Genomic DNA, 21,179 nt, shown 5'->3' on the forward strand with positions numbered 1-21,179 from the left:
GGTGAAGCGGATCCGCTCGCCATCGCTGGTCACCGCGCGATCGCGAATCTTTACCCGGGCGACTTCGACGGCGCCGATCCCCGTCTGGATCGTCCGCACTGGACCATGGCCGTGCCGCACGAGGCGGTCGCGGCCATCGGGAAGCTTCAAGCCCTTCATCGCGGCGAGAAACGCCTCGGCTTCCATCTCGACAGCCTGCGCAAGCAGCTGCCGAGCACCAGATCGCAAAATATTCGTCAGTGGATCGTCGATCTCATCGGGCTGACGCAGTGGGACAATGTTGCTATGCTCGTTCATGGCGTATCGCTCTCCTTGAGGTTCTGGCAGGCTCGACACCCGCCTCGATACGCCGCCTATCTCATTCCGTCATCACCCAGTTTCCCGCATAGCTCTTCCGCGAATACTTCCGCTCCAATACTGAGCCGTAGGGCATCAAAGGAGCGGCGCGTGATGCGCGCCAAAAGCGGCACGCCAGAGTGGCCAGTTTCAAGGGTCAGAACCAAGGTGACCTCAGCATCGCCGTGCGGCAGAGAGGCCGTTATGCGTGCTCGAAATACATTGAGGATAGAGCTTGCGCGCGGAGGTTCGCACGCAATGCTGACGTCGCCGGCAGCGATGCGCAGCCGCAGCCTTGCGCCCGGCCTTAGCGGTACTGCTGGTATCAGAAAGCGCGCGGATTTGAGGCGGAGCTTGACCAGCCCGTAGCGCCCGTCATAACCGCCGACCATAGTATCCAGACAGATTGCCGCTTCACTGCGGCTGGCGAGCGCCGGGTCGCTCTGGGTGACATTGAGCGGACCGGCCGCAGTCACGGTGCCATCTTTCATCATGACGAGATGATCGGCGAGACGTTCGATATCGGTGATGTCATGGCTGATGTAGATCATCGGCAACGCAAGCGATTGCAGGATGCGTTCGAGAAATGGCAGGATCTCGCATTTGGCGGAGCGGTCGCGCACAATGAGTGGATCGTCCAGCAGGAGTAGCCGAGGCTGGCCTAGCAGCGCACTGCCAAGGGCAAGTCGCTGCCGCTCGGTCTTGGAAAGATGTGATGGCGTACGCTCGAGCAGTGGCGCCAAGCCGAGCAATTCGACCACACCATCAAAATCGATCAGTGTCGGTTCCGAGTGTGACGCGTTGTATAAAAGGGTGCGTCGTACCGACAAATGAGAAGAGAGGATCGGTAGCTGAAATACATATGCGACGCGACGCAGATGAGGCGGTCGAAACGTCGTCTCATCTTGCCAAATCTCCCCATCAATCGCACAGAAGCCATTCGGCAGACGCTGCACGCCAGCGATGCAGCGCGCGAGTGTAGTTTTGCCGCACCCAGGCGGACCAAAAATCGCTGTGACGCCTTTGGCCGGTACGCTGAACTGCGTATCAAGCAGAATGCTCGCGAGCGAGCCGTTGAAGGCAACCTCAATATAGCCCTTCTTGGCTTCTTTGGTGAACCCGCCCATGTGCTGTATCTTCCATCTAAGTGAGGAGCCTAGCGGCTGCACTGGAGGTGATCGTTATGCTGCTGGCCATCCAGTCTATTCCGCTCCAGCACGGCGCTGCTGCTCGCAAGAGGGTATAAAGTGGGAGGGAGGCGTGCAGAGCGGTTTCAAGTCCGGAGCCTTGTTGAGCAGCTCCACGCCGGTGGATCGTGGCAATCGGTACGGTGGCCGGCGCGCTTACCTTAAGAGTTAAGCGCCGCCTTTCCAGCAACGCGAGGTCTTTGGTCTGCTTGGCCGGGCCGAGGCCTTCTGGTGAATGTTGAATGGCGCGGCTTGAGAGGTTGGGGGGCAAAGATGCCGGCTCACGCCAAAGCTGAATACTGGCCCGCGGCCGGAAATCGGCATCAATGATCCCACAGCTTCGCGAGCCGATTTGAAGTCTGCCCAGTAGCTGATCGTAGCCTCTGCACTCTCAGGTGCGACCAGCATCAGCGCCAGGTCGATTAACATGAATCGAATAAGTCTCATTGGAACTCCGGCTCCGCCTGAGCCGCTTCCTTCCCGGCAACTGGCTGATACTTACCCAGCAATCCGCGTGCCGTTCGAAGTGATAACTGGGCGGTTAGCGGCAAGGGAGGCGTTTTATCTGTCTCCACTCCGCGTCTTAAATCGCCGCATCCTATTGTAGGACTTTGACGCTCGCGTCTCCAACCGCACATGCAGGGCCGTGAGGCGGCACCCAAGGATCATGCCAAGCCTCTCGCGTTCGAGATCGTGCTTTGGCGAATATGCGGCCGTAGAGCTCGTCAATGATGCACAACTCCATGCCATCCGACTGACGCGCCATCCGATCTACTCGGCGGAGAAGGCCTGTAGACGGTCGCTTGGCGAAAGCGCTGACCGAGATGATATGCGGTGCCCGCGCGCTCAAAGTGCTTGAATCGACCGTAACGTCAGGTTGTAGGCATGGCGAAGCAGAAAACCATATTGGGAGCCAACATGGGCACATAAGTGCTAAACGGCCGATCTCTGTTTGTCGCGGTCTTCGCAATGCGTGTTGCGAGTGGCGGGATAATGATTCGGAGCGCGGCAATCATTGCAGCCGGCCCGCGAGAAGCGAGACTCATGGCTGCCGAGGCATTCCAATCCGGTAAACAGATCACCTCTCGGGGCAAAGAAAAACAGAGAAGCACAGGCGTCTTATGAGGGGTTTGGTCAATCAAGAGCGACGAATGGGCTGGACTTGCAATGCGCATCGCTTTGCAGCCGTCCTCGCTGCGATCGCGATCGCTGCGACATGGTGCACAGGACACGCTCGCGCGCGAGATCGGCGAGCCGAGGAAGTCTTGGCGTCGTGCAAATCAGACGTGATCCGCTTCTGTGACCGCTTTACAGGCCGTAGCGATGTTGACGTGGCCATGTTTTGTCTTAGGGACAATTTCAAAAACTTGCACCGCGAATGCCGGCGCATGATGCCAACCGCGGCAAACGAAAACGATGCACCGAGACAATCGCTCAACAAGCGCCCGGTAGGCCCTCATCGAGAGACGCGGCAGTTGCGAACTCGAACGATAGTGAAGTATTCAGACTGACGGGCGGCGGGGTTGGCCAGCTTGGTGGCTGAAGGTCGACCGGGCTGGAGCATCAGCCTGCCGAGGCGCAGTCGGCTGGGTGGGACCGATCCGTGATTGGATTGGCTCGATTAGCGATACAGTTGCCCAGGCGTGGTGCGGCCTTGAATTTCGAGTTTCGTGCTGCAGCAGTTGCGCTTTGTTCAGCGCTGTAGCCATTCGCGGCTTCGAGGTTTTGTGAAGTTGCTTTCGTCTCTCTGTGGCTGGTCCCAAGGGCAATCAGCGTCAGCTGTGGAGGCAGTGGACCGTACTGTCATCAATTTATGGCATTGTGGCCCGCGACTACGTATTTTTGCGGAAGTGGCTAAGTCGGCTGCGACAGCCAATGATTGCCGGAATATCAGCGCGTTTGTTTCATCGCGGTTGCCTTAGATTTCTCAGGATTACCTTCGGCTAGACTGAGCTGTAACAGATTGGGCTAGGAAACCTCTTTTGTTAGCCGCTGATCGATTTCCCCATGCAACCGCTTGATACCATTGCGGCGTTCTCTATGGGCGCTTCAGGGGAGTCGCTTCGCCCGATTGTGGTGCTCCTGACCGAATACACTTTAGAGCTCAAGGCGAAAGGAAACGCCGTCGACGAGAGCCGTTCAAAGGCAGAGAGCTGTTCATGCAGACGCTTCTCAAGGGCCTTGCGTTCGGTGCCAGGCAGGTCGGTGTTAAGTAGCCGGCGGCAGCGCCAGATTCCGTTTCGCAGCCATCTGATCTCACTTAGCGTATCATCAATCGAAGTCATCACGGATGTTGATCCTTAAGTGTAAAACATGGCGATGCTCGTCGAGCGGTCGTTCCCTGGCTCCGCATTCCTGCCGGATAGTTGAGCCGACAACGGCGTATCGCCCGCTCGTGTCCGGAGGAGGCGAGAAGTCCGATGTATGCGACGCTTATAAGTCAATATTATCCTACGCCGCGCGTTTGGCGAGAAATCGCGGCAGATCCTCGCGGTTTCAATGCGCCGCGAACGTGTGTCCTGCACAATTCCAGCGCTCATAGGGTTAAGCGTGTTTAACGCGAGATCAACAAGGCGCACTAGCTGCTCGAGTTATTTGGTCGCGGCGCAGCTAGGCTACACTGAGCTCGACACAGAAAATCTGTCGTACCAGTGACAGATGCACCTGTCCGATTATCCAGTCGGAAGGATATCGTGAAGAGCCGCCCGATCGCCGTTTGCCGGTTCACGTGACCAATGTTAAAATGGCTGGGAACTCCGCGTCGAAGAGAATTAGCGAGCCCGCGGTGTTGACATCGGGGCGCGCTGCGTCTCGTAGCCAAGCGCGTTAGCGCGATAGGCTGCAAGCTTTTGAGCTCAGCTATCGCCCAAGCGTTTGACCCCGGGGAGAAGTATGGCCGCCTCGCCTCACGTCACAGCAAAGTTGCCGGCCTAAACGCGCTGCTGCCGGCGGACCGGCACCCGCCACCAGCCGGTCCAGCACAAAGTGATTCGTCTGCGGAGAGCTGAGCCCAAGGTTACGGAATTACAAACGCCATCCGTCATTTCGTCGCTCCGGACTGCGTCAGGTTATCGACAGGTGGCGCTCGTATCATGAGCGCCGCTACTCCCTTGCAGGCTTGGCTCAATGGGCGCAGAGCTCGCAGGCGAGACCGGTGGACTGCAATATCAATTGATCCGCGAGCGAAACGCCGTCTGGATTCGCTACACTGTCTGCAGTGGGTGCTAGTTGCAGAAGCGTATCCGGGCCATTCGTGCCTGTCGGCACGCTTGTGGGATCGCACCTCACTCCTTGTGGGCCGGTGGCGCGTCAGCCATAGTGGAGGATTGGCGGTTCTAAGATGCGCCGCCCCGGCGCATTCGCTTCATTTTGCTACCGAAGAAACGATATCGATGAACACAGAACAGCTCGTCACTCGTATTCCTTCCGCAACTTCCGATTTGGAAAGCTCCGAACCAGGCTCTCCGGCCGCACCGCTGTGGGGAGAGACCTTGGCCGGCGTGCACACGTCCGCTGCCGGAGCGGTTGCCTCGCCGGAGGAGGTGCTGGCCAACTGGGCTGCCGAAGACGGGCAGGGGCAACATGGGGATCGGCAACAAGCGGTAAGCCGAACGTCGGCTTGGCGGTGGACGGGTGATCTCAATCAGCCGCTAGATCTGTCGTCTCGGTCCCTTACCGCCTTGCCTGCGCCCATTTTGGCCGAGGTGCGCCGCCTGAATGTGGATCACAATCAGCTCGACAGCCTGCCCGAGACACTTTCGACCGGCCTCCAGCGGCTCTAGGCCATCAGCAATGGGCTGACGCGCCTGCCTGCAGAGACCGTGAACTACCATCACTAGGCGTTCCGCCTGGCGGTCGCCGAAGATCTGCGGCAGGCAGCCGTCAGGCCCCGTTTACGCGAGCAGTATTTCGAGTTGGCTTCGGGAGCGAACGGGAGCTGCGAAGATCGCGTTACTTTGGTCTGGAACGGCATGCAGACCGCACGCCTGAACGCTGATGTCGAGGACGGACTCTATGACGGGCGCCTCGGCGAACTGCTCCAGAACGACCGCGTCTTGTTTCGCTTGGAAGCGCTTGACGGGATCGCGCGCGAGAGGGTCAACTCACTTCGCCGTGCCGATCCCGACGCGGATGTCGACGAGATCGAGGTTTATCTTGCCTACCAAGCCCAGCTGCGGGACGCCCTGGAGCTGCGGCACAACGCTCCCGACATGCGCTTCATGAATGTGTCTCAAGTGACCGAGGCCGATGTGGCCAGGGCCGAGGCGTCGGCGCGGGACGGGAAGCGGCGGAATTTCGGGACTATTTAGCGACGCGATGGCAACCATGGAAAGCGTGGTGAGGCGTATGGTACCCCAAGATTATGCTGAAATGCAGGAGCGGCTCGTCGGCGTGATGGGTGTACAATTTGAAACCCGCTTGGATGAGCGACTGGCTGAGCATGGTCTGACGGGCGATGCCGATGCCGAGCCGGTCCTCGGCGCCAGATACGAAACGAGATTGCCCGCGCGATCAAAAGCGCGCTCCTGCATCAGGTCCTCGGGAAGCTCGGCCTTCAGCTATGAGCGCACCTCCGAAGGAGGGTCCGTCGATCCGCCTCGCCGGTCACAAAAGTCAAAATTTAATCGACGCCTTCCGGGACGGACTGCCTGCATGACGGACTGTCTGCATGAGCCATTGCCGAATGAGCTCTGTTAATTGCGCCCGTGCGTCCGTGCGGACGATCATGGTATAGGATGGACATCCAAGAGAAGATTAGCAAAACGCAATGCGTTCACGTTGCGAGCGCCGTTGAACTCAGCGCTCAACGGCCTCTCATAGGCCAGACAAATAGATGGGGGATCAGACCGATCTCTTCAAGTCGCCCTCGTGCAACGTAGGCTACCGATGTCCGTCCCCCGCGGCCGATCCCACCTTCGCAGCGTCACACTCGAATCCAGATCGCGAAACATGCCGTAATTCCGCCGGATCCATTGATGCAGCTCGGTGGACCAGTCCTTCTCGTTGCGCAGATACCCAGTGAAGGAAAAGCCAAGCCGATCTATATATCTCTTAAGGAACAGCGGTAGTGCGGAAATTCGAATCACCCGATCGCCGTCCATCGCTTCAGGTAATCCGCCGCGCAGTGCGAATTCATTGTGGATGATGACCAGCGAGGCCGGGGGAATTCGCCGCCGCAGCATCTCGTAACCACGAAAGGAGATGCGATCTGCGCCCGCGACGAAGAGTACGACAGGGGTGACACAGCACCGCGCCGTCTCCTTGACGAAGCCAATCTCCTCGCACATCTTGAAGAATTCGTCGAAGGCGTGAAAGCCGAGATCGATTACTTTGGGTACACGATCGTGAACGATGAGAGGGTCCATCAGCTGCATCTTGCCGTATGTGTCGATCACATCCGCGGTCTCCGTGATGTTGGGCAGGTAGTCGAGCAATGATGGCTCTTTCAAGTTGACGTCAAACGACAGCGTTGTACCGTCTTTCAGCAGCAAGAACTCGCTCATGGCCCGAGCGATGAGGGTTTTACCGACCTGCGGGCTAGGTGAGCAGATGATGTAGATGGGGGTCGCTAACATAGCCAGCAGATCAATTTCGTTCTGTGCGTGGGCTCGAGCTTGCCGGATATACGGCTACTTCTCGCCGGCCCGGGTGGCGGACTTGGCCCCGGCCAATTCCGTCAAGTTGATGCGATCAAATTCGCTCCAGACATTTGCCAGCCAGTGCCGGACATAGCCGCGCAGCACGAAGGAGTTGTTCGCGGGTTCATCATTGCGTCCCTTGTTCGCGACGAAGTCTATGAACGGGACGGACGCGACTTCCACCTGCTCATACGCCATCTCGTTAAGCTTCGGGATGGTCAACTCAGTCGCATGTTTGATGCGATGAAAATAGGAATTATAAGTAGCTTGATCCCACTGGAAGAATTGAGTGTCGTTGATGAAGTTCTTGACCAGGTAGTACTTTGCACCGGTCATGAAAGTCGCGGTTTCCTCGATCTCGTCTAGCGACGCGATAGATGATCCCAGGATGTGGAACACGGCAAATGTGATCTGGCCAGACCGTGCCGAGTCCAGAAAGCCGATGTTGCGCAAGGAAGCCAGCGCAGAGGACAGTAGGCCTGCGCGAGCATCGATGACAGTGACGGACAGCCCTGAGTTCAAGGTATCGAAGATCTTCATCTGGTCCGCCGTCGCAGTCATGTCGACGATCTCAGTGATCCCGGGGTAAAAGCGCTTCAGCGTTCCCCGGGGCGACTCCGTGTCGAACGCGCGTATTTGCACGTTATTGACGCTAAAGTAGTCCAGTAGCGTTCGTGATACGGTCGTCTTGCCGACTCCTCCCTTGTCCGCACCGACTACAATTACCACTGGCTTCACCATAGAAACATCTCCTGAGCTCTTGCTATTGCCGCGCGCAAAGTGCGCTATCGGCGCGTCACTGCTTTGGGTGCGAACATGGCGGAAAGAAGGGGCAATGAACCGCCGATGCGAGAGCTCTGCAACTGATAAGCGTTTTCAACATCTAGCGAGTAACGTCGCGTGATGATGCAGCTCCGGCAATGGGAGTAATCACTTGTACTGGTGATTTACGTGAGGTTTGTGTGCGGCTGGAATATGCGGGGCAAGAATCAAAGTCTGCCCATGGTGATCGTTGGATTGCCGTAGGTTCGCTATGGATGCTGTCGCTGCCGCTATCAAATTTTAATGGGAGACCGAGTCTTACGTAGCGTCAGATTGCGAGCTCGATGAAAGCGCAAATCGGGGGGATGCTAGGCGGTCCGACTATGGCTTCGCAGACCATCAAAGGTCTACTGGATCAGATCGCCGTCTTTTCGGCATGCCGAGGAATATCTCCACGAGCTAAAGGTGAGTGGCTAAAGGCCTCTCTGCGCGCGAGAGCTAAGCACATGGGCTGATAGAAAATAAATTGGGCGGCGTCGTCGGGCCGGTGTCTAGCTGATCGGCGCCCGGCGGGGGTGTAGTCCTGGACGGCACAATGGCCGCCTGCGCTGCGTCCTTTGGGGCGCGGCCGACGATAATTGTGAGCAGACCCCCGCCCCACAGCCGCTGCGCTGCTCTCTTTGGCGTCTTCCAGCGTCACCGCATCGACGACGGCATTCTGGTTTTCGAGATAGTCGATAGGCAACTTGTCAAGCTGATGCTGCAGTAGCGTTCGCGCCAGTTTTGATGATGTGTTGAGAGCTACCAGTTGCGAGCCCTTCAGGTAGGACTTTGCGTCATCGAGCTCCTGCTGAGTCGGTCCTTCCGCGGCGATCTGTCGGACCTGCTTCTCGATTTCTTCAACCGTTTCACCGGCCCGATCGGCGCAGGTGCCGCTGGTACCGAGAAACATGGCTGAATGATCCAGCCAGACAAGCTGCTCACGGACTGAATAAGCCAGTCCGCGCTTCTCGCGGACTTCGCGGAACAGGCGTGACGTCAGGCCGCCGCCGCCGAGAATGTGGTTGACGATACAGGCGGGCATGAAACCCGGCTCGCTGCGACGGACGGCTGGACCGCCAAAAGTCACAACTGTCTGCGGCACATCGAGCTGAATAAAGACCCGCTGCGGCGGCTTTGCTGCGATGACGTCGGCGACCGGCATCGCTTCCGCGTTGCTCGGCAGGCTGCCAAAGGTCTTATCGAGCAGCTTGCAGACGGCCCCTGGATCGACCCCGCCGACCACCGCGATTTTGAACGTGTCTTTTTGCAATGACGCGCCGGACATAACCCTTGAGATCCTCGGCCTCTATCTTCGGCACGCTTTCCAAGTAGCCATCGACTGGGCGAGCATAGGGATGATCCCCAAAAGCGACTTCGAGGAACTTGCGGCGAGCCAGCGACGAAGGATTGGTTGAGTCGTGCCGAAGGCGCGCAAGCACAGCGGCACGGTTCCGTTCGACGTCGGCGGCCTCAAAACGCGGCGAGGTTAGCGCGATCCGTAAAAGCTCGAAGGCCTCCTCCGCGCTGTCATTGATCGTGCGCAAGGCACCGCGGAAGTGATCATGGGTCACGTGAAAACGCAGTTCAATGGCATGGCGGTCCAGCCGCTGATGAAAGGTCTTGAAGTCAAATTTGCCGGAACCTTCCTTGAGCAGCCCAGAAACCATGTGGGCTACGCCAGGTCTTTGAGCGGGATCCTGAGCCGCGCCGCCGGTGAAGGCATATTCCATCGAGATCAATGGGACAGTGGAGTCCTGCACGAACCAGGCTTCTATGCCGCAAGACGAAATCAAACGCTTGATCCTGGTCCGGTCCAGTGATCGTGGTGCGGCATGCGAATTTGACGAAGCGAGCACCGCCATGGAGAGGGAGGCTCCTCCAAGGAGGATCCCGCGTCGAGTGCAAGGATGGATCACTAGAGCGTCTCCCAGTGTTGCGGGGTAGACTCTTTGACGAGATAGCCGGTTACCGCTCGTTTCTTGTCGAGCCATATCCGCGCGGCCTCATGCACCTGCGGTGCGCCGACCGCGCGGATGTCGTCCGGCCAGCGTTGTACATCCTCGATGCATAGTCCCGTCGTCAGGGCGCGGCCATACCAGTGAGCGAGCAGTTCCTGACTGTCTTGGGCGTAGGCGACTTGCGCGGTTAGCCGCGTCTTCGCCCGCTGGAGATCTTCGGCACTCGCGGGATTACGGGCAATACCGGCGATTACCTCGTCGATGCAGCGCTCGATCAGGCTGAGGTTGGCGCCAGGCTTTGGTATGACGGAAATCTCGAATAGCGATGGATCGAGCGCGGCAGAGTGGTAGCTCGCCCTGGCGGTGACCGCGAGCTGCTTTTCGACAACCAGCGAGAGATAGAGATATGAGTTAATGCCGCCGCCCATCAACTGCTCGAGCACCTCAAGCGCTGGACCCTCGCCCGCGGCCGCGCTGCGAGTCGAGGGTACGAGATAATAGCGGCGCAGGGCCGGCTGCTCGACGCGGGCATCGGCCAGTGTCACTCTGCGCTGCGCGGCCGGCGGCGGTTCCTGCGGCCGCAGGCGTTCCTTGGGAATCGAAGGTTGCGCGGGGATGCCGCCAAACGTCTCCTTCACCATGGAGCGCATTTCCTTGGTGGCTACGTCGCCAGCGACAATCAGGATCGCGTTGTTAGGTGCATAGAAGCGCCGGTAGAAGGCAAGCGCGTCCTCTCGGGTAAGCTTTTCGATTTCCTGGCGCCACGCGATAATAGGGTGGCCGTAGGGGTGGTTGAGGTAAAGCGCCGCCATCATCTGCTCAGCAAGCCGGTTACCTGGATGGTTGGCGACCCTCATATTGAATTCCTCCAGCACGACGTCTCGCTCGGAGAGCACGTTCTCGTCCTTGAGAACGAGACCGGTCATGCGGTCGGCTTCAAATTCCATCATCTTGCCGAGGTGCTCTCGAGGCACGTGGTGGAAGTAGCTGGTGAAGTCGAACCCGGTAAAGGCGTTCTGGTAGCCGCTGGCGCGCAGCACGGCCTTGGAGAATTCATCCGCCGGATGTTTGGAAGTACCCTTGAACATCAGGTGTTCGAGGAAATGCGCAAGCCCCGATTTGCCGGGCGGTTCATCCGCGGAACCGACCTTATACCAGATCATCTGAGTGACGACTGGTGTGCGATGATCCTGGATCACAACCACCTGCAGGTCGTTCTGAAGCGTGAAGCATGCTGCTCGATCTGATCTGACCGTGCCGGCATAGACGCTAACCGCCGGAGTGGTGCGCGTCGTCGAGTCCAAGGCTTCAGGTGGCCAAATGTAACCGTCGACATGTCATGAACACAACCTTGCGCACAACGTCTCAGGAGAACTTGGCGTCTCTGGAGATTTGGGGGTAGATCAAGCGCGATATACGCTGGCACAACACTCAGCAGCTTGCCGTCACACATCTCGCTCTACACGATGAGCGGCTTGACGATTTGTCTGCCAGCGAGCAGCTCCTCTGAGTACACTGCGCCGAAGTAGTCCAGGATGAACGTGCGACAACAGCGTAGTTTATCGGCCGCGCGCATCAGGTGCCGCGGGGGAGCGCGATTGAGAAGATTTGCCGCAAAAGCCCATCGGTTGTTGACGCGCGAGGTAAACAAATGCTCAGCGATAGCTTCGATGAGACAGTGGAAGTCACTTGCCGGCCGTCGCGGTTTACGTAAGGCAAAGGGAAGCCGAGCGCACCGCTCACCGTCCTTAAATCACCTGCCAACAAGTCACTCAGATTAAGGATACCAAGGGCACCGCAGATCGCGGTCATGTGATTTGCGGTTGCAAGCCGGAGCCTGGTTGGCGCATGTTAACTACTTCGCTATTTCTCCTCTCTCTTATCTGAACGACAAGATGCCAGAAGGGCGTGGATGTAGCAGTGCCGAGCGGGTTTGATGAGGATGTGATCCTCCCGGAGGACGTTCATGCCGGCAAGATTCTGCCAACCAATCATGCCGTCCGCTGCCGGCGGCTAAAGGGCTGAAAACGGTTTGCGAGCAAGTTTTTTCCCGGGAAGGCAGAGGAGGAGATCCTCACATGGCAGGACCGGGTGTCATGGAGATCGTGCGCCGCCATCGCGCGCTGTAGCTTCGCAGTGCCGATAGACCGCGTCATTTCGGCTGATACAAGGAGGCTCTTTGCTGGCGCAAGCTGCAGATCAGGAGGAACACGAGGCTGCGGAGTCCGAGAGATAATCGATCTGCTGCTCGTCCGGCTTGATTCCGCCAGACGAAAGGACCCACAGCGCAGTCCAACTCCGCCTGCGGATACGGAAAAGATGTCGGTGCTCAAGAGTACATGCAGCAGGAAATGAGATAGAGGCCTGATCTTGCCCCGCCGATCCGGCCAATCGCTCTTCGTGTGATGCCTGTAGGCTCTACATAAAGTCATATTCCTCATCATACGGATCGTTCGCGGGCTTCGCTACACTCTCGGTATACTTGGCATTGCCGCTGTTGTCTTCAGTCGCGGCAAGATACAAAGGCGGCTTACCCGCCCGCTGCCAATTGCCGCCTTCGTTCTTCCATTTGTCATCGTGCTTGGTGGGATCTAGCACCATCATCGAGTCACTAACCTCAAGAAAGCCCAACGCTGCCGCGCGGGCTTTCGCTTCCGGATTGGAAGAGTGGGAGAGAACGAGCGGTTTGTTTCCGTCGATCTGGAGCTGATGTTCAAGCAAGATATCGCCCGCGTTCTCGACGAGCGGATGAGTAACCCGGAAAGCTATTGTTGAGGTGATTTCATCTCGTCCAGGAAATTGATGGCGCCAATCATTGTTGCCCTTGAACAGCTCACTCATGCGGCCTCCGGGTTCCGTTCTCAGAAGCCCGACGCTCTTGTTCCCAAGCTGATAGCTGAAAAAGCACGATTTCTCCGAAATAGACTTCGTGCCGAAGCGAAATGCAGTGTCCGCTGTGCGTGAGCCTTTTCGGAAACCCAGCGCGAGTATCGCTGCGGATTGGCAGCAATATCCTCTATGTCTCCTCCATAAAAATCTGCCAGCTTATTCTCAAACGAAGATTTTGAGATCTCAACCACCGGCCGCTCGTCAACCAGCGCGTATGGCGGGACTGCTGCCAAAGATGCATCAACGGAGCAGCTCGATGGCGCCAAACTCAGAGCAGAGAATACATCCAAGAATCTTGGGCTATCCGTGTGGGAGCCATCGTCCGAGCTCGTTCCCATTTCATCGAGCTCGGACGCACGTTCGCTGTTAGATAGAGCTTTAGTGTTTTGAAACATAACACGTCCTGTTATGTCGGCGAGGCCGCGCCGGAGTGGGGTTCCGCGCTCATAGTAAGCCTAGCTGTCGGCAAGCTGACAGCTAAGCATCACGCTTCGCTATTCCTGCCCGCTCTTGATCGCCTTATCTTGAACGAGCCAATGCTTTCCGGCTGCCCGCCTGAGGTGCTGCGCTGGCATCGCCGGCGTCCATCTTGCCTTGAAGGGCGAGGGACAGTCCGAAATTGTTGCGCAGCATCGGGTTTGCAGGTTCCGCCGCGAGAGCTTGGCGGTATAGCTCTTGGGCTTCCTGATGACGGCCCTCGTGATCGAGAACAACTGCTTTGGCATTTAATGCGCGCAGGTCGCCAGGGGTTGCCAATAACACGCCGTCGAGCACCTCAAGAGCATCATTCGGACAGTTGCGTGCCAGCAGGGCTCGCGCAAGAGGAATAGCCGCATCAATGTTGTTCGGCTGTTGCTTCAATGCGTCGCGCAGAGCCCCTTCATCAGCATCTCGGCCAAGCGCGTGCGAAATGCGCTCGCGCGCGGCGGGGTCGATCTCTTCGCTGTCTGCGAGGTCTGATGCGGACCTCTGCTGCGGTGAAAGGCCATGTTTGTCTGCGGTAGCGCAACCAGCGAGCAGCACAACAGTCAGCATCGCAAGCAGAGCCGGCCGCAGCCTTGGACTGGCGGAGCACAGATATCGGCGGAAGCTGGTGTCATTAGATTTCATCGGCTACTCACAAGGTAGTGCTGCGCACTCTTAGCTTGCAGCTGTTAGGAGCCCTCCTGAGGAAGGCGCCTTTGGAAGCTTGACGGATCCGATCGGCCGGACCGTGAAGTCCGCGGCGAGATCTTGATAGGACAGAACAGGCAAGTCGATTCCGTTGCGCGTGAGAAAACCGCGCACGAAACGCCGGATATCCATCGAACCGAGGACGACAGGCTGGCTCTTACTTTGCGCGATGGTCGCATGAATCTGACGAAATTGTGCAAGCAGCTTTTCGCTCTGCCATTCATCCAAGACGAGATATGGGCCTACGGCCGTTTCCCGTACTGCGCCGCGGATGATTTCCTCGCTCTCACGCTCGATGATAAAGGCGACCACGACGCGATGGGCATTAGCATACCGGAAGCAGATTTGGCGTTTTAAGGTAGCACGAACATACTCGGTGAGCAGGACGGCGTTTTGCTCGCGCTCGCTCCATTCTGCCAATGCCTCCAGAAGCAAGCGGGTATTGCGGATTGGAATGCCTTCATCGAGCAAGCGGCGCAGGACCTCGGCGATCCGAGGGACGGTGGCCGTACGCAGTACCTCCTTCACCAGATCAGGGTATTCCTGCTCCATCCGAGCGAGCAATTGGCGGGTTTCCTGAATACCGACCAGGCGCTGTGCAAAGCGCGTCAATGTGGAATGGAGACGTAAGGCAAGAACTTCGCTTAGCCGATGATATCCGATTCCGGCGGCCTTGAGAGCCGCTGCATGCCGTTCTTCGATCCAGACCCGATTCGTTTCAGGGTCTTGTTGAAAGGGGATGCCGCTCAATTCGATGTTCGCGACATCGTCGTTGAGTGCCAAGTGCCCGGGATTGATCACATCACGCTCAACTGGCACACTATCGACATCGACCCTGAACTGCGACGAGGACAAGCTGTCGCCAATCTGGGCAGGGATCCGCGGAATGGTGATGCCAAGGTCCGCCGACACGAGCCTTGAAACACGCGAAATGCTCTCTTCCAGCTCGTCTTTGTCGATCGAATCCGTCAGGTTTGGTGCAAGGAACAACGCGATCGGAAGCGCTTCCGCATGTGCGGCCTGCTTTTGGACCGCTGCAGGAACCGGCGCCGATGCCGCGGCGCTAGCTCCTATTTTGGCGGCAGGCTTGTCGTCTTTGGGGCCGACCTTGACGTAGCTTGCGGCAGCGAACAGGACGGCCAGCACGGCAAACGGGGGCAAAGGAAAGCCAGGAACGAGCCCCATGAATACCAAGACGCAAGCGGCTAGCCTAAGTGCCTCCGTACTTGCGGTAAGTTGGTGAACGATATCGGCGCCGAGTCTGAGTTTGGAGGGTCCGTTGACGCGCGTGACAATGGTCGCGGCGGTAATTGACAGCAGCAGCGCCGGAATCTGCGAAATGAGCGCATCACCAATCGTCAAAAGAGTATATTGATGCAGCGCTTCATCGAGCGACATGCCCTTGGAGAGCAGGCCGATGCTTATTCCGCCAAGCATATTGATGCAGATCACGATCAGCCCGGCGATCGCGTCTCCCTTAACGAACTTCATGGCACCATCCATAGCGCCATGAAGCTGACTCTCTTGTTCCAAGGCGGCACGTCGGCGGCGTGCTTCGTGTTGATCGATGTGGCTGTTGCGTAGCTCCGCATCGATCGCCATCTGCTTGCCTGGTAGCGCGTCAAGCGTGAAGCGCGCAGACACCTCTGCGACGCGTTCGGCACCCTTGGCAAGAACCATGAATTGGACCATGGTCACGATCAAGAATATGACAATTCCGACCGCAATATTCCCTGAAATGACGAAGTCGCCGAAGGTGTGAATGATGCTGCCCGCGTCGCCTTCGGCGAGGATCAGCCGTGTTGTTGCAATCGTCAGCGCCAGCCGAAATACGGTGGAGATCAGGATGACGCCCGGCAAGGACGAGAAATCAAGCGGTGTGCTGAGATAGAGGGCAACCATCAGCAGCAATATGGCAAAGCCAAGATTGAAGCCGATCAGCATGTCGATCACGATGATTGGGATTGGCATGATCATCATGCCGATCGCTAGAAGCAGCATCAAGGCAACCATGAAATCCGGGTGGGCCGGAGCGCGCACGACAAAGCCGCGCAAGGTGTTGGCCATGATAGATCCCTATTGCTTTCGGATGAGGGCTGTACTCGCGCGCAATGACACATAGGTCTGGAAGACCTCGCGAGCCTCGGCCATGCGGCCAGCGTGCCGTAGCGCGTGACTGCGCAACAGCGTCATCGGTATGCGAGAAGAGGGTTGCGTATCAAGTGCGTCCAGCCGGTCCAGCACATGGAGTGCTTCCTCGCCGAGGCCCTCGGCGATGAGCGTGTAGGCTAGAATGCGGAGTAGACCGACGTCGTTGGAATGCTCGCGAGCTGCAATTCGCAACAGAGCCAGGCTGTGTGCGCTCTGCCCGCACGCGAGATGGACATATGAGAGTGCGCAAAGCAGGTCGCGCTCTGGCCCGGAGATCGACGGAATATCGCCGGATTTTGAGACTCCTGGAGCCAGGGGAACGGCGACGCGATGCAATCCATCAGGATCGGCCATGGCTAACCCTTGATTAAGCTGTTTTGGTTTTGTCGGAGCATTAGTAACCGCTGCAGCTCCTGCTGCAGGATTGCCAAGCACTCTCGCGCCGTCTTGTCTTCCGGCGTCGCCTCCAATGTTCGCGTCAAGCGTTCCAGAAGAACACCATGCTTGTCAGCGCGCAGTACGTCGGGATGACGAAGGCGCGGAACTACGAAGGAGAGTAGTCCGCGGGACAGATTGGGACCATAAAGCGAAGCCAATCTCGCGCGTGCATCTACCTCATTCGCTCCTGCTTCGCTTTCGAATAAAGTGACGCGTGAGATGGCGCCGACGGAATCGACCCCGAGCGCCGCTTCGCTCGCGCCATCAATTGGCAGATCATACGAAGCCGCATCCTGCCACGACGCCCGCTTCGTGCCGCTATCCGCATGGGCGCCTCCGACTTCGAGCTTATCACCTCGCGAAGGAGGCGAGCCGATGACTGGTGCGTGCTGGCCCGCATCTAACCCCTGCGATGAGTTGCCGGGCCCTACGGAGTTCTGAGGCAGCCTAGCCATAGCCTTCTCCTTCTCTTTTGCAGGGTAGAGACCTTAATAGGGCAAAGCGGCAGATCGGCCGTTGCGGCTGAGCAGAACTCGTCCATCCTCGATTCGATCAACGGTCCATCCATTACTTAAGAGCGCGCCGACGAAATACTTCTGCCCGGCAATAAGCAGATAAGGTTCGCTTCCGCGCCAGACGGCTTGGACAGCAATCGAAGACGGCATCTTTTCCTCTTTCACCGCGACAGCGTTCACAAGGGTCGGGGTACCATTGCTTTGACGATCGAACCATTGCTGGATTTCTTTCCATTTTGCGACGAGGTCCGGCGCAATCGTCCCTTCCGCGGTCACGACGCCGGGCCCGTGCCCGATCTTGACGTCAGGAAGGCCCTCTCGTTCGATCTGTTGGCGCAGTGATGCGGCCATTTCATCAGCAGCTCTCGCGTCAAAATGATCGACGGTTGGTTTAGCGGCAATTTCGACCGCGTGCGATGATCCGGTGCTTGGCGCCACCGCCCTATCGCCGGGGGCAAAGATGATTGAGACGGTGCCGATCGCGACAGAGCTGAGCAAGATCAGGCTGAGTGCCACGATCGAGCGGCGAGATCGCTTGCTCGAAGCAATTGGTTGGAAATCCTCTGCCGACCAGCGGATGGACATCGCGCCGGCATGAATGATCGCGGGAAGCGGCACTCTGACGCGCTCACCTGTTGCAATGCTAGCGTGACGGTCAATGCTGATTCTGGCAGCGAGCGCTTCGAGCTCGATCGAATCGCGCTGCGGGATGACGCGAAGATGATGCGGTTCGAGCCCTTGTTCAACGAAGATCATGTCCGCATCGAGGCCGCTGCCCACAATGCTCTCGCCGCCCGCCGTCTTTCCTTTGAGCCCGGTATAGACCCCCGAAAGCACCTCGAACTCAAGCGAAACAGAGTCGTTCACGATAATCCCCCGAATAACGAGAGAAGCCGTACGGCGGTGCCGTACGGCTCATCCAGACTTCGTCATTCACAGCGCGGCGACGGTAGCAACTGCGGTGAGCCACCCGTCTTGCAGAATTACTGGACGCGCTCGTCGGCGACCTTCTTCTCGGACGAGAGTTCGGTCGTAATTCTGCGCATTGCCACGGCCTGGGCCTGAACCTTCTGGCTCACACGCTCGAATTCAGCCATCTGGTTCTGGAAGCCGCTATCGCCGGTCTGCTGGGCACCAGCAGCGCCGCCATTTCCGCCAACATTGTCAACCGCCATGTCTATTTGCCTTTCTTTTGGGATAACGCTGGTTCTGATTTGTTACGAGGTGCGGGCCGGCGAGACGATCGCAGGAATGGAAAGGAACATGGGCGTACCGCCGAGCGTGCTGAGCCCGAGGTTCAGCTCCGGGCTCTTGCAGGCAGTCTCGTGCTTGGATTGCACCTCGGTCTTTTCGCCGGCGTCTTTGTGGTCTTCGGCCTTATCATGGTGACCCTCGTCGGGCACCAAGGTGTGGACCACCTTGTCAAAGACCTTGTCCACGGTCCCGCCCAGTGCCGAACCAATTGCCGCTCCGGCCGGGCCGCCTAGGTAACCGCCGGCGGCGCTTCCAATCATTTCTCCGATCATTGCGTTCTCCTATGTTCGTCTTGTTGCGCAGACGACTGTTCGCCTAGCTTCAGCGGCCTCATGCTAGGGGCGCTAGCTTTCGAAAAGCTGACGAGCCTCACGTTGAGGCGAGTGATATTTTGCGGCAGGCTTGCATCTGCTCGCAATCATCGGATCGCCCTGTCGCTCCCAGCGGCGCCCTATAGCCGGCTTGGATGAAGGCGAGTTGAGCCGTGCTTAGCTGCGCGTTCAGGAATGATTTGACTTGGCGGAACCTTCGCAGGCGCGTGGCTTGCAGGGTGGAGCACGGAAGCGGGATAAGGTCATCGAGCCGTGCGGATCTCAGCCCTCGCTTGTCCCGTTTGGCTAAGATGGCGGCTTGCGAAAGCTCACCTTTCGCGAAGTCTTGATGTTTGGGAAAATGCAGCGAGAGTTCAAGCTGTTGATCGCTCCTCGCAGATGATGTGCAGTTCCGGCGGGAGCGCTGATTGCGGTGAGGATGAGATGATTGGCTGATAACCGGCAACGTCGTGTCATTTGCCTGAAGACATGGGAGCACCGCTGGTACCAGACGAATCTTGCCAGGAGGGAATATTAAATCTTGCGATACGTTCAGCGAAGGATGCGTTTCGGACATCCGATCGATGCCAAAGTGCGTGCGGCTTGGCTCGCTGATCATCGTCAGCTTTTCGACAGGTGTTCGGGCTACCGTATCTGTGAGTTGAATGCGCGTGATGTGCTCGTGCGGTTACGGTGATGGGGCGAGAGAGGATCTCCATAGGCTGCCGGTTCTGGCAAGGGAATTAGTCGTTCGTTCGGATGAGCTGATCAGGCGCTCTCATGCAGATCTGAAGCGGCGGATCTTGGGTGACTATGCGCGTAACGCTCACAGTTTTACAGATGTCGTCTATGCAACAGGAGTGAACTAAATGCAGTATCTTCCCGTGGCCGGCCTGCCAGTGGTGGGTGCGCCCGACTCGATGAACGGAGTGGCGCCGGAGGGCGCTGTTGTCACTCCCACCTTCAACGCCATGTTGGGGCAATATGCCCCGGCGAGCTACCAGTACTTGCCGGTAGCCTCACCAGCCCTCGTCGGTACGGCCGTTGGGAGTGTCGTTCCGGTCGTCGTGGCGCCAGCCGTCGTTACGACGCAGGCGTACATGATGGCGCCTCCTCCTTCCACCATGCTGATGAGCCAGCTGAATCAGAATGCCGAGCCTGCTGTGGATCCGGTGTGGACGCATGAGGTCAAGGATGGCAAGGCCACGATCAACCTTGGGGACAAGTATACGATTACGGCCAATGAGAAGGATGGCACGTGGACAGTCCGCAACAACCAGACCGGCCATGTCACGGTCATTCATGGCGACCCGCACGTTGATGCCGACGGAGACGGCAAGGATGACTTCGATTTCAAGAAGGATATGACGTTTCAGCTCGACGACGGCACGAAGATTACTGTGAATAATGTCGACTACGGCAATGGCCAGGCCATCTCTTCAAAGCTTACGATTACGAACGGCCACAACGCGATCGTTGTCGAGGGGCTCGGCGACGACAAGGATGGCAAAAACAATCTGAGGGTGTCGCAGTCCAACGCTGGGATGACCCTTGACGAGTTGACGTCTGATGGTGCCCAAACGATCCATGAGAGTGGACAGGGATGGGTCGATGGCGCCGGACGCGCCGTGAATCAGGCGAGTATCGACGACGGCGAGCAAGGGCGTGGGCCGGGCAACTACCGGTATGCAAGCGGAGCGCCCACCTCTACGGCGCCCGTCTTCTTCGTTCCTCCTCCGCCGCCGCCTCTTGCGATGGTGCCTGTTGCGGCTGCCCAGGTGCCCACGCAGTCTTCTCAGCCGGCGCCAGTGTGGTCACATGAGGTCAGGGACGGCAAGGCTGAGATCAAGCTTGGTGATAAGTATTCGATCTTGGTCGACGAAAATGACGGAACAGTGCTCATTCGTAACAGTCAAACAGGCAAGATCACCTCGATTAAAGGCGATCCCCACGTCGATGCCGACGGTGACGGCAAGGTCGACTTTGACTTCAAGAAGAACATGACTTTCCAGCTCGACGACGGCACGAAGATTACTGTCGACACCGTTGATATCGGCAAGGGCAAAACGATGGCCTCGAAGCTGACCATTACTAACGGCGACAATGCCATGGTCGTCGAAGGGCTTGGAGACCGCTTTGACGGTAAGAACAATCTCAAGGTGACGCAGTCGAATGCGGGCCGTACGCTTGATCAATTGACTTCGGACGGAGCCCAGACGATTTATGAACAACCAGGCTCGGGCTGGGTTGACCGGTCTGGACGCCAGGTGAACCAGGAAATCATCGACAGCAATGAGAATCCAGGCACAACGTCCGATGCTTGAGTTGGCCTGAGGTCTGGCTGGTACTGCGAAGCGGTTCCAGCTTATGGGATAAGTCACTGAAGTGGGCGCTAGCGCCCGCTTTTCGTGTTCAGTGAGGAGATGAAGATACTAGTACCCACTTTTCTTGGAACGTGAGTCGTGATTCAAGGTCGGGATGATACCCGAAGCAAGAGAAGTCCACCTTTCGAGGAAAGATCGCA

The 21,179-nt window shown here is 57.9% G+C and carries 16 protein-coding genes and 3 pseudogenes; 4 read left to right on the forward strand and 15 right to left on the reverse strand.

All coding sequences use genetic code 11. The features are described from left to right. Window positions 1–297, reverse strand: a pseudogene (locus tag IQ16_RS43185) (IS256 family transposase); the annotation flags it as partial. A gap of 56 nt (window positions 298–353) precedes the next feature. Beyond that, complete coding sequence (gene modC, locus IQ16_RS43190; protein ID WP_208751670.1) at window positions 354–1,463, reverse strand: molybdenum ABC transporter ATP-binding protein; 1,110 nt, start codon at window positions 1,461–1,463, stop codon at window positions 354–356. A 2,067-nt stretch (window positions 1,464–3,530) separates the two neighbouring features. Here modC and IQ16_RS46225 point away from each other — a divergent pair. The 3 genes from IQ16_RS46225 (at window position 3,531) to IQ16_RS47130 (ending at window position 5,833) form a co-directional block, all read left to right on the forward strand. Then, window positions 3,531–3,827, forward strand: a complete 297-nt coding sequence (locus IQ16_RS46225; protein ID WP_161170740.1) for a hypothetical protein — start codon at window positions 3,531–3,533, stop codon at window positions 3,825–3,827. Between the two features lie 1,088 nt (window positions 3,828–4,915). Continuing rightward, the gene (locus IQ16_RS46230) at window positions 4,916–5,305 is read left to right on the forward strand and encodes a hypothetical protein (RefSeq protein ID WP_038960313.1); all 390 of its coding nucleotides are present in this window, start codon (window positions 4,916–4,918) and stop codon (window positions 5,303–5,305) included. 84 nt (window positions 5,306–5,389) lie between these two features. Next, on the forward strand, window positions 5,390–5,833 hold the full coding sequence (locus IQ16_RS47130; RefSeq protein WP_231088699.1) for an NEL domain-containing protein: 444 nt from the start codon (window positions 5,390–5,392) through the stop codon (window positions 5,831–5,833). A gap of 546 nt (window positions 5,834–6,379) precedes the next feature. Here IQ16_RS47130 and IQ16_RS43210 read toward each other — a convergent pair. From IQ16_RS43210 to IQ16_RS43290, 13 genes and pseudogenes are all read right to left on the reverse strand, one after another. After that, window positions 6,380–7,099 (reverse strand): hypothetical protein, encoded by a 720-nt coding sequence (locus IQ16_RS43210; protein ID WP_011084599.1) that lies wholly within the window; start codon window positions 7,097–7,099, stop codon window positions 6,380–6,382. A gap of 54 nt (window positions 7,100–7,153) precedes the next feature. Continuing rightward, window positions 7,154–7,903: a P-loop NTPase family protein gene (locus tag IQ16_RS43215; RefSeq protein WP_011084600.1), complete on the reverse strand. Its 750-nt coding sequence runs from the start codon at window positions 7,901–7,903 to the stop codon at window positions 7,154–7,156. Window positions 7,904–8,422: 519 nt separating this feature from the next. Next, window positions 8,423–9,828, reverse strand: a pseudogene (locus IQ16_RS46235) (M16 family metallopeptidase). A 53-nt stretch (window positions 9,829–9,881) separates the two neighbouring features. Further along, entirely contained in the window at window positions 9,882–11,228 is a 1,347-nt protein-coding gene (locus IQ16_RS43230; RefSeq protein ID WP_018647480.1) for a M16 family metallopeptidase, read from the reverse strand. A gap of 1,114 nt (window positions 11,229–12,342) precedes the next feature. Continuing rightward, window positions 12,343–13,208, reverse strand: a pseudogene (locus tag IQ16_RS47825) (effector protein NopP). Between the two features lie 124 nt (window positions 13,209–13,332). Then, the gene (locus tag IQ16_RS43255) at window positions 13,333–13,923 is read right to left on the reverse strand and encodes a tetratricopeptide repeat protein (RefSeq protein ID WP_011084608.1); all 591 of its coding nucleotides are present in this window, start codon (window positions 13,921–13,923) and stop codon (window positions 13,333–13,335) included. A gap of 30 nt (window positions 13,924–13,953) precedes the next feature. Continuing rightward, entirely contained in the window at window positions 13,954–16,053 is a 2,100-nt protein-coding gene (gene sctV / locus IQ16_RS43260; RefSeq protein WP_011084609.1) for a type III secretion system export apparatus subunit SctV, read from the reverse strand. Window positions 16,054–16,062: 9 nt separating this feature from the next. Next, window positions 16,063–16,491 (reverse strand): tetratricopeptide repeat protein, encoded by a 429-nt coding sequence (locus tag IQ16_RS43265; RefSeq protein ID WP_011084610.1) that lies wholly within the window; start codon window positions 16,489–16,491, stop codon window positions 16,063–16,065. A gap of 2 nt (window positions 16,492–16,493) precedes the next feature. Then, a complete protein-coding gene (locus IQ16_RS43270; protein ID WP_011084611.1) occupies window positions 16,494–17,030 on the reverse strand; it encodes a hypothetical protein in 537 nt (178 codons plus the stop codon). Window positions 17,031–17,063: 33 nt separating this feature from the next. Beyond that, entirely contained in the window at window positions 17,064–17,957 is an 894-nt protein-coding gene (locus tag IQ16_RS43275; protein ID WP_011084612.1) for a SctD/MshK family protein, read from the reverse strand. Between the two features lie 116 nt (window positions 17,958–18,073). Beyond that, window positions 18,074–18,265, reverse strand: coding sequence for a hypothetical protein (locus IQ16_RS43280; protein ID WP_014497948.1), 192 nt, complete (start codon window positions 18,263–18,265; stop codon window positions 18,074–18,076). Window positions 18,266–18,307: 42 nt separating this feature from the next. Then, complete coding sequence (locus IQ16_RS43285; protein ID WP_011084613.1) at window positions 18,308–18,616, reverse strand: hypothetical protein; 309 nt, start codon at window positions 18,614–18,616, stop codon at window positions 18,308–18,310. A 97-nt stretch (window positions 18,617–18,713) separates the two neighbouring features. After that, entirely contained in the window at window positions 18,714–19,274 is a 561-nt protein-coding gene (locus IQ16_RS43290) for a hypothetical protein (RefSeq protein ID WP_014497947.1), read from the reverse strand. Window positions 19,275–19,524: 250 nt separating this feature from the next. Between IQ16_RS43290 and IQ16_RS43295 the strand changes: the two genes are divergently transcribed. Then, entirely contained in the window at window positions 19,525–20,979 is a 1,455-nt protein-coding gene (locus IQ16_RS43295) for a DUF1521 domain-containing protein (RefSeq protein ID WP_018647482.1), read from the forward strand. Window positions 20,980–21,179: the final 200 nt, after the last annotated feature.

The sequence above is a fragment of the Bradyrhizobium huanghuaihaiense genome (genome assembly GCF_007830635.1).
Lineage (GTDB): Bacteria > Pseudomonadota > Alphaproteobacteria > Rhizobiales > Xanthobacteraceae > Bradyrhizobium > Bradyrhizobium huanghuaihaiense.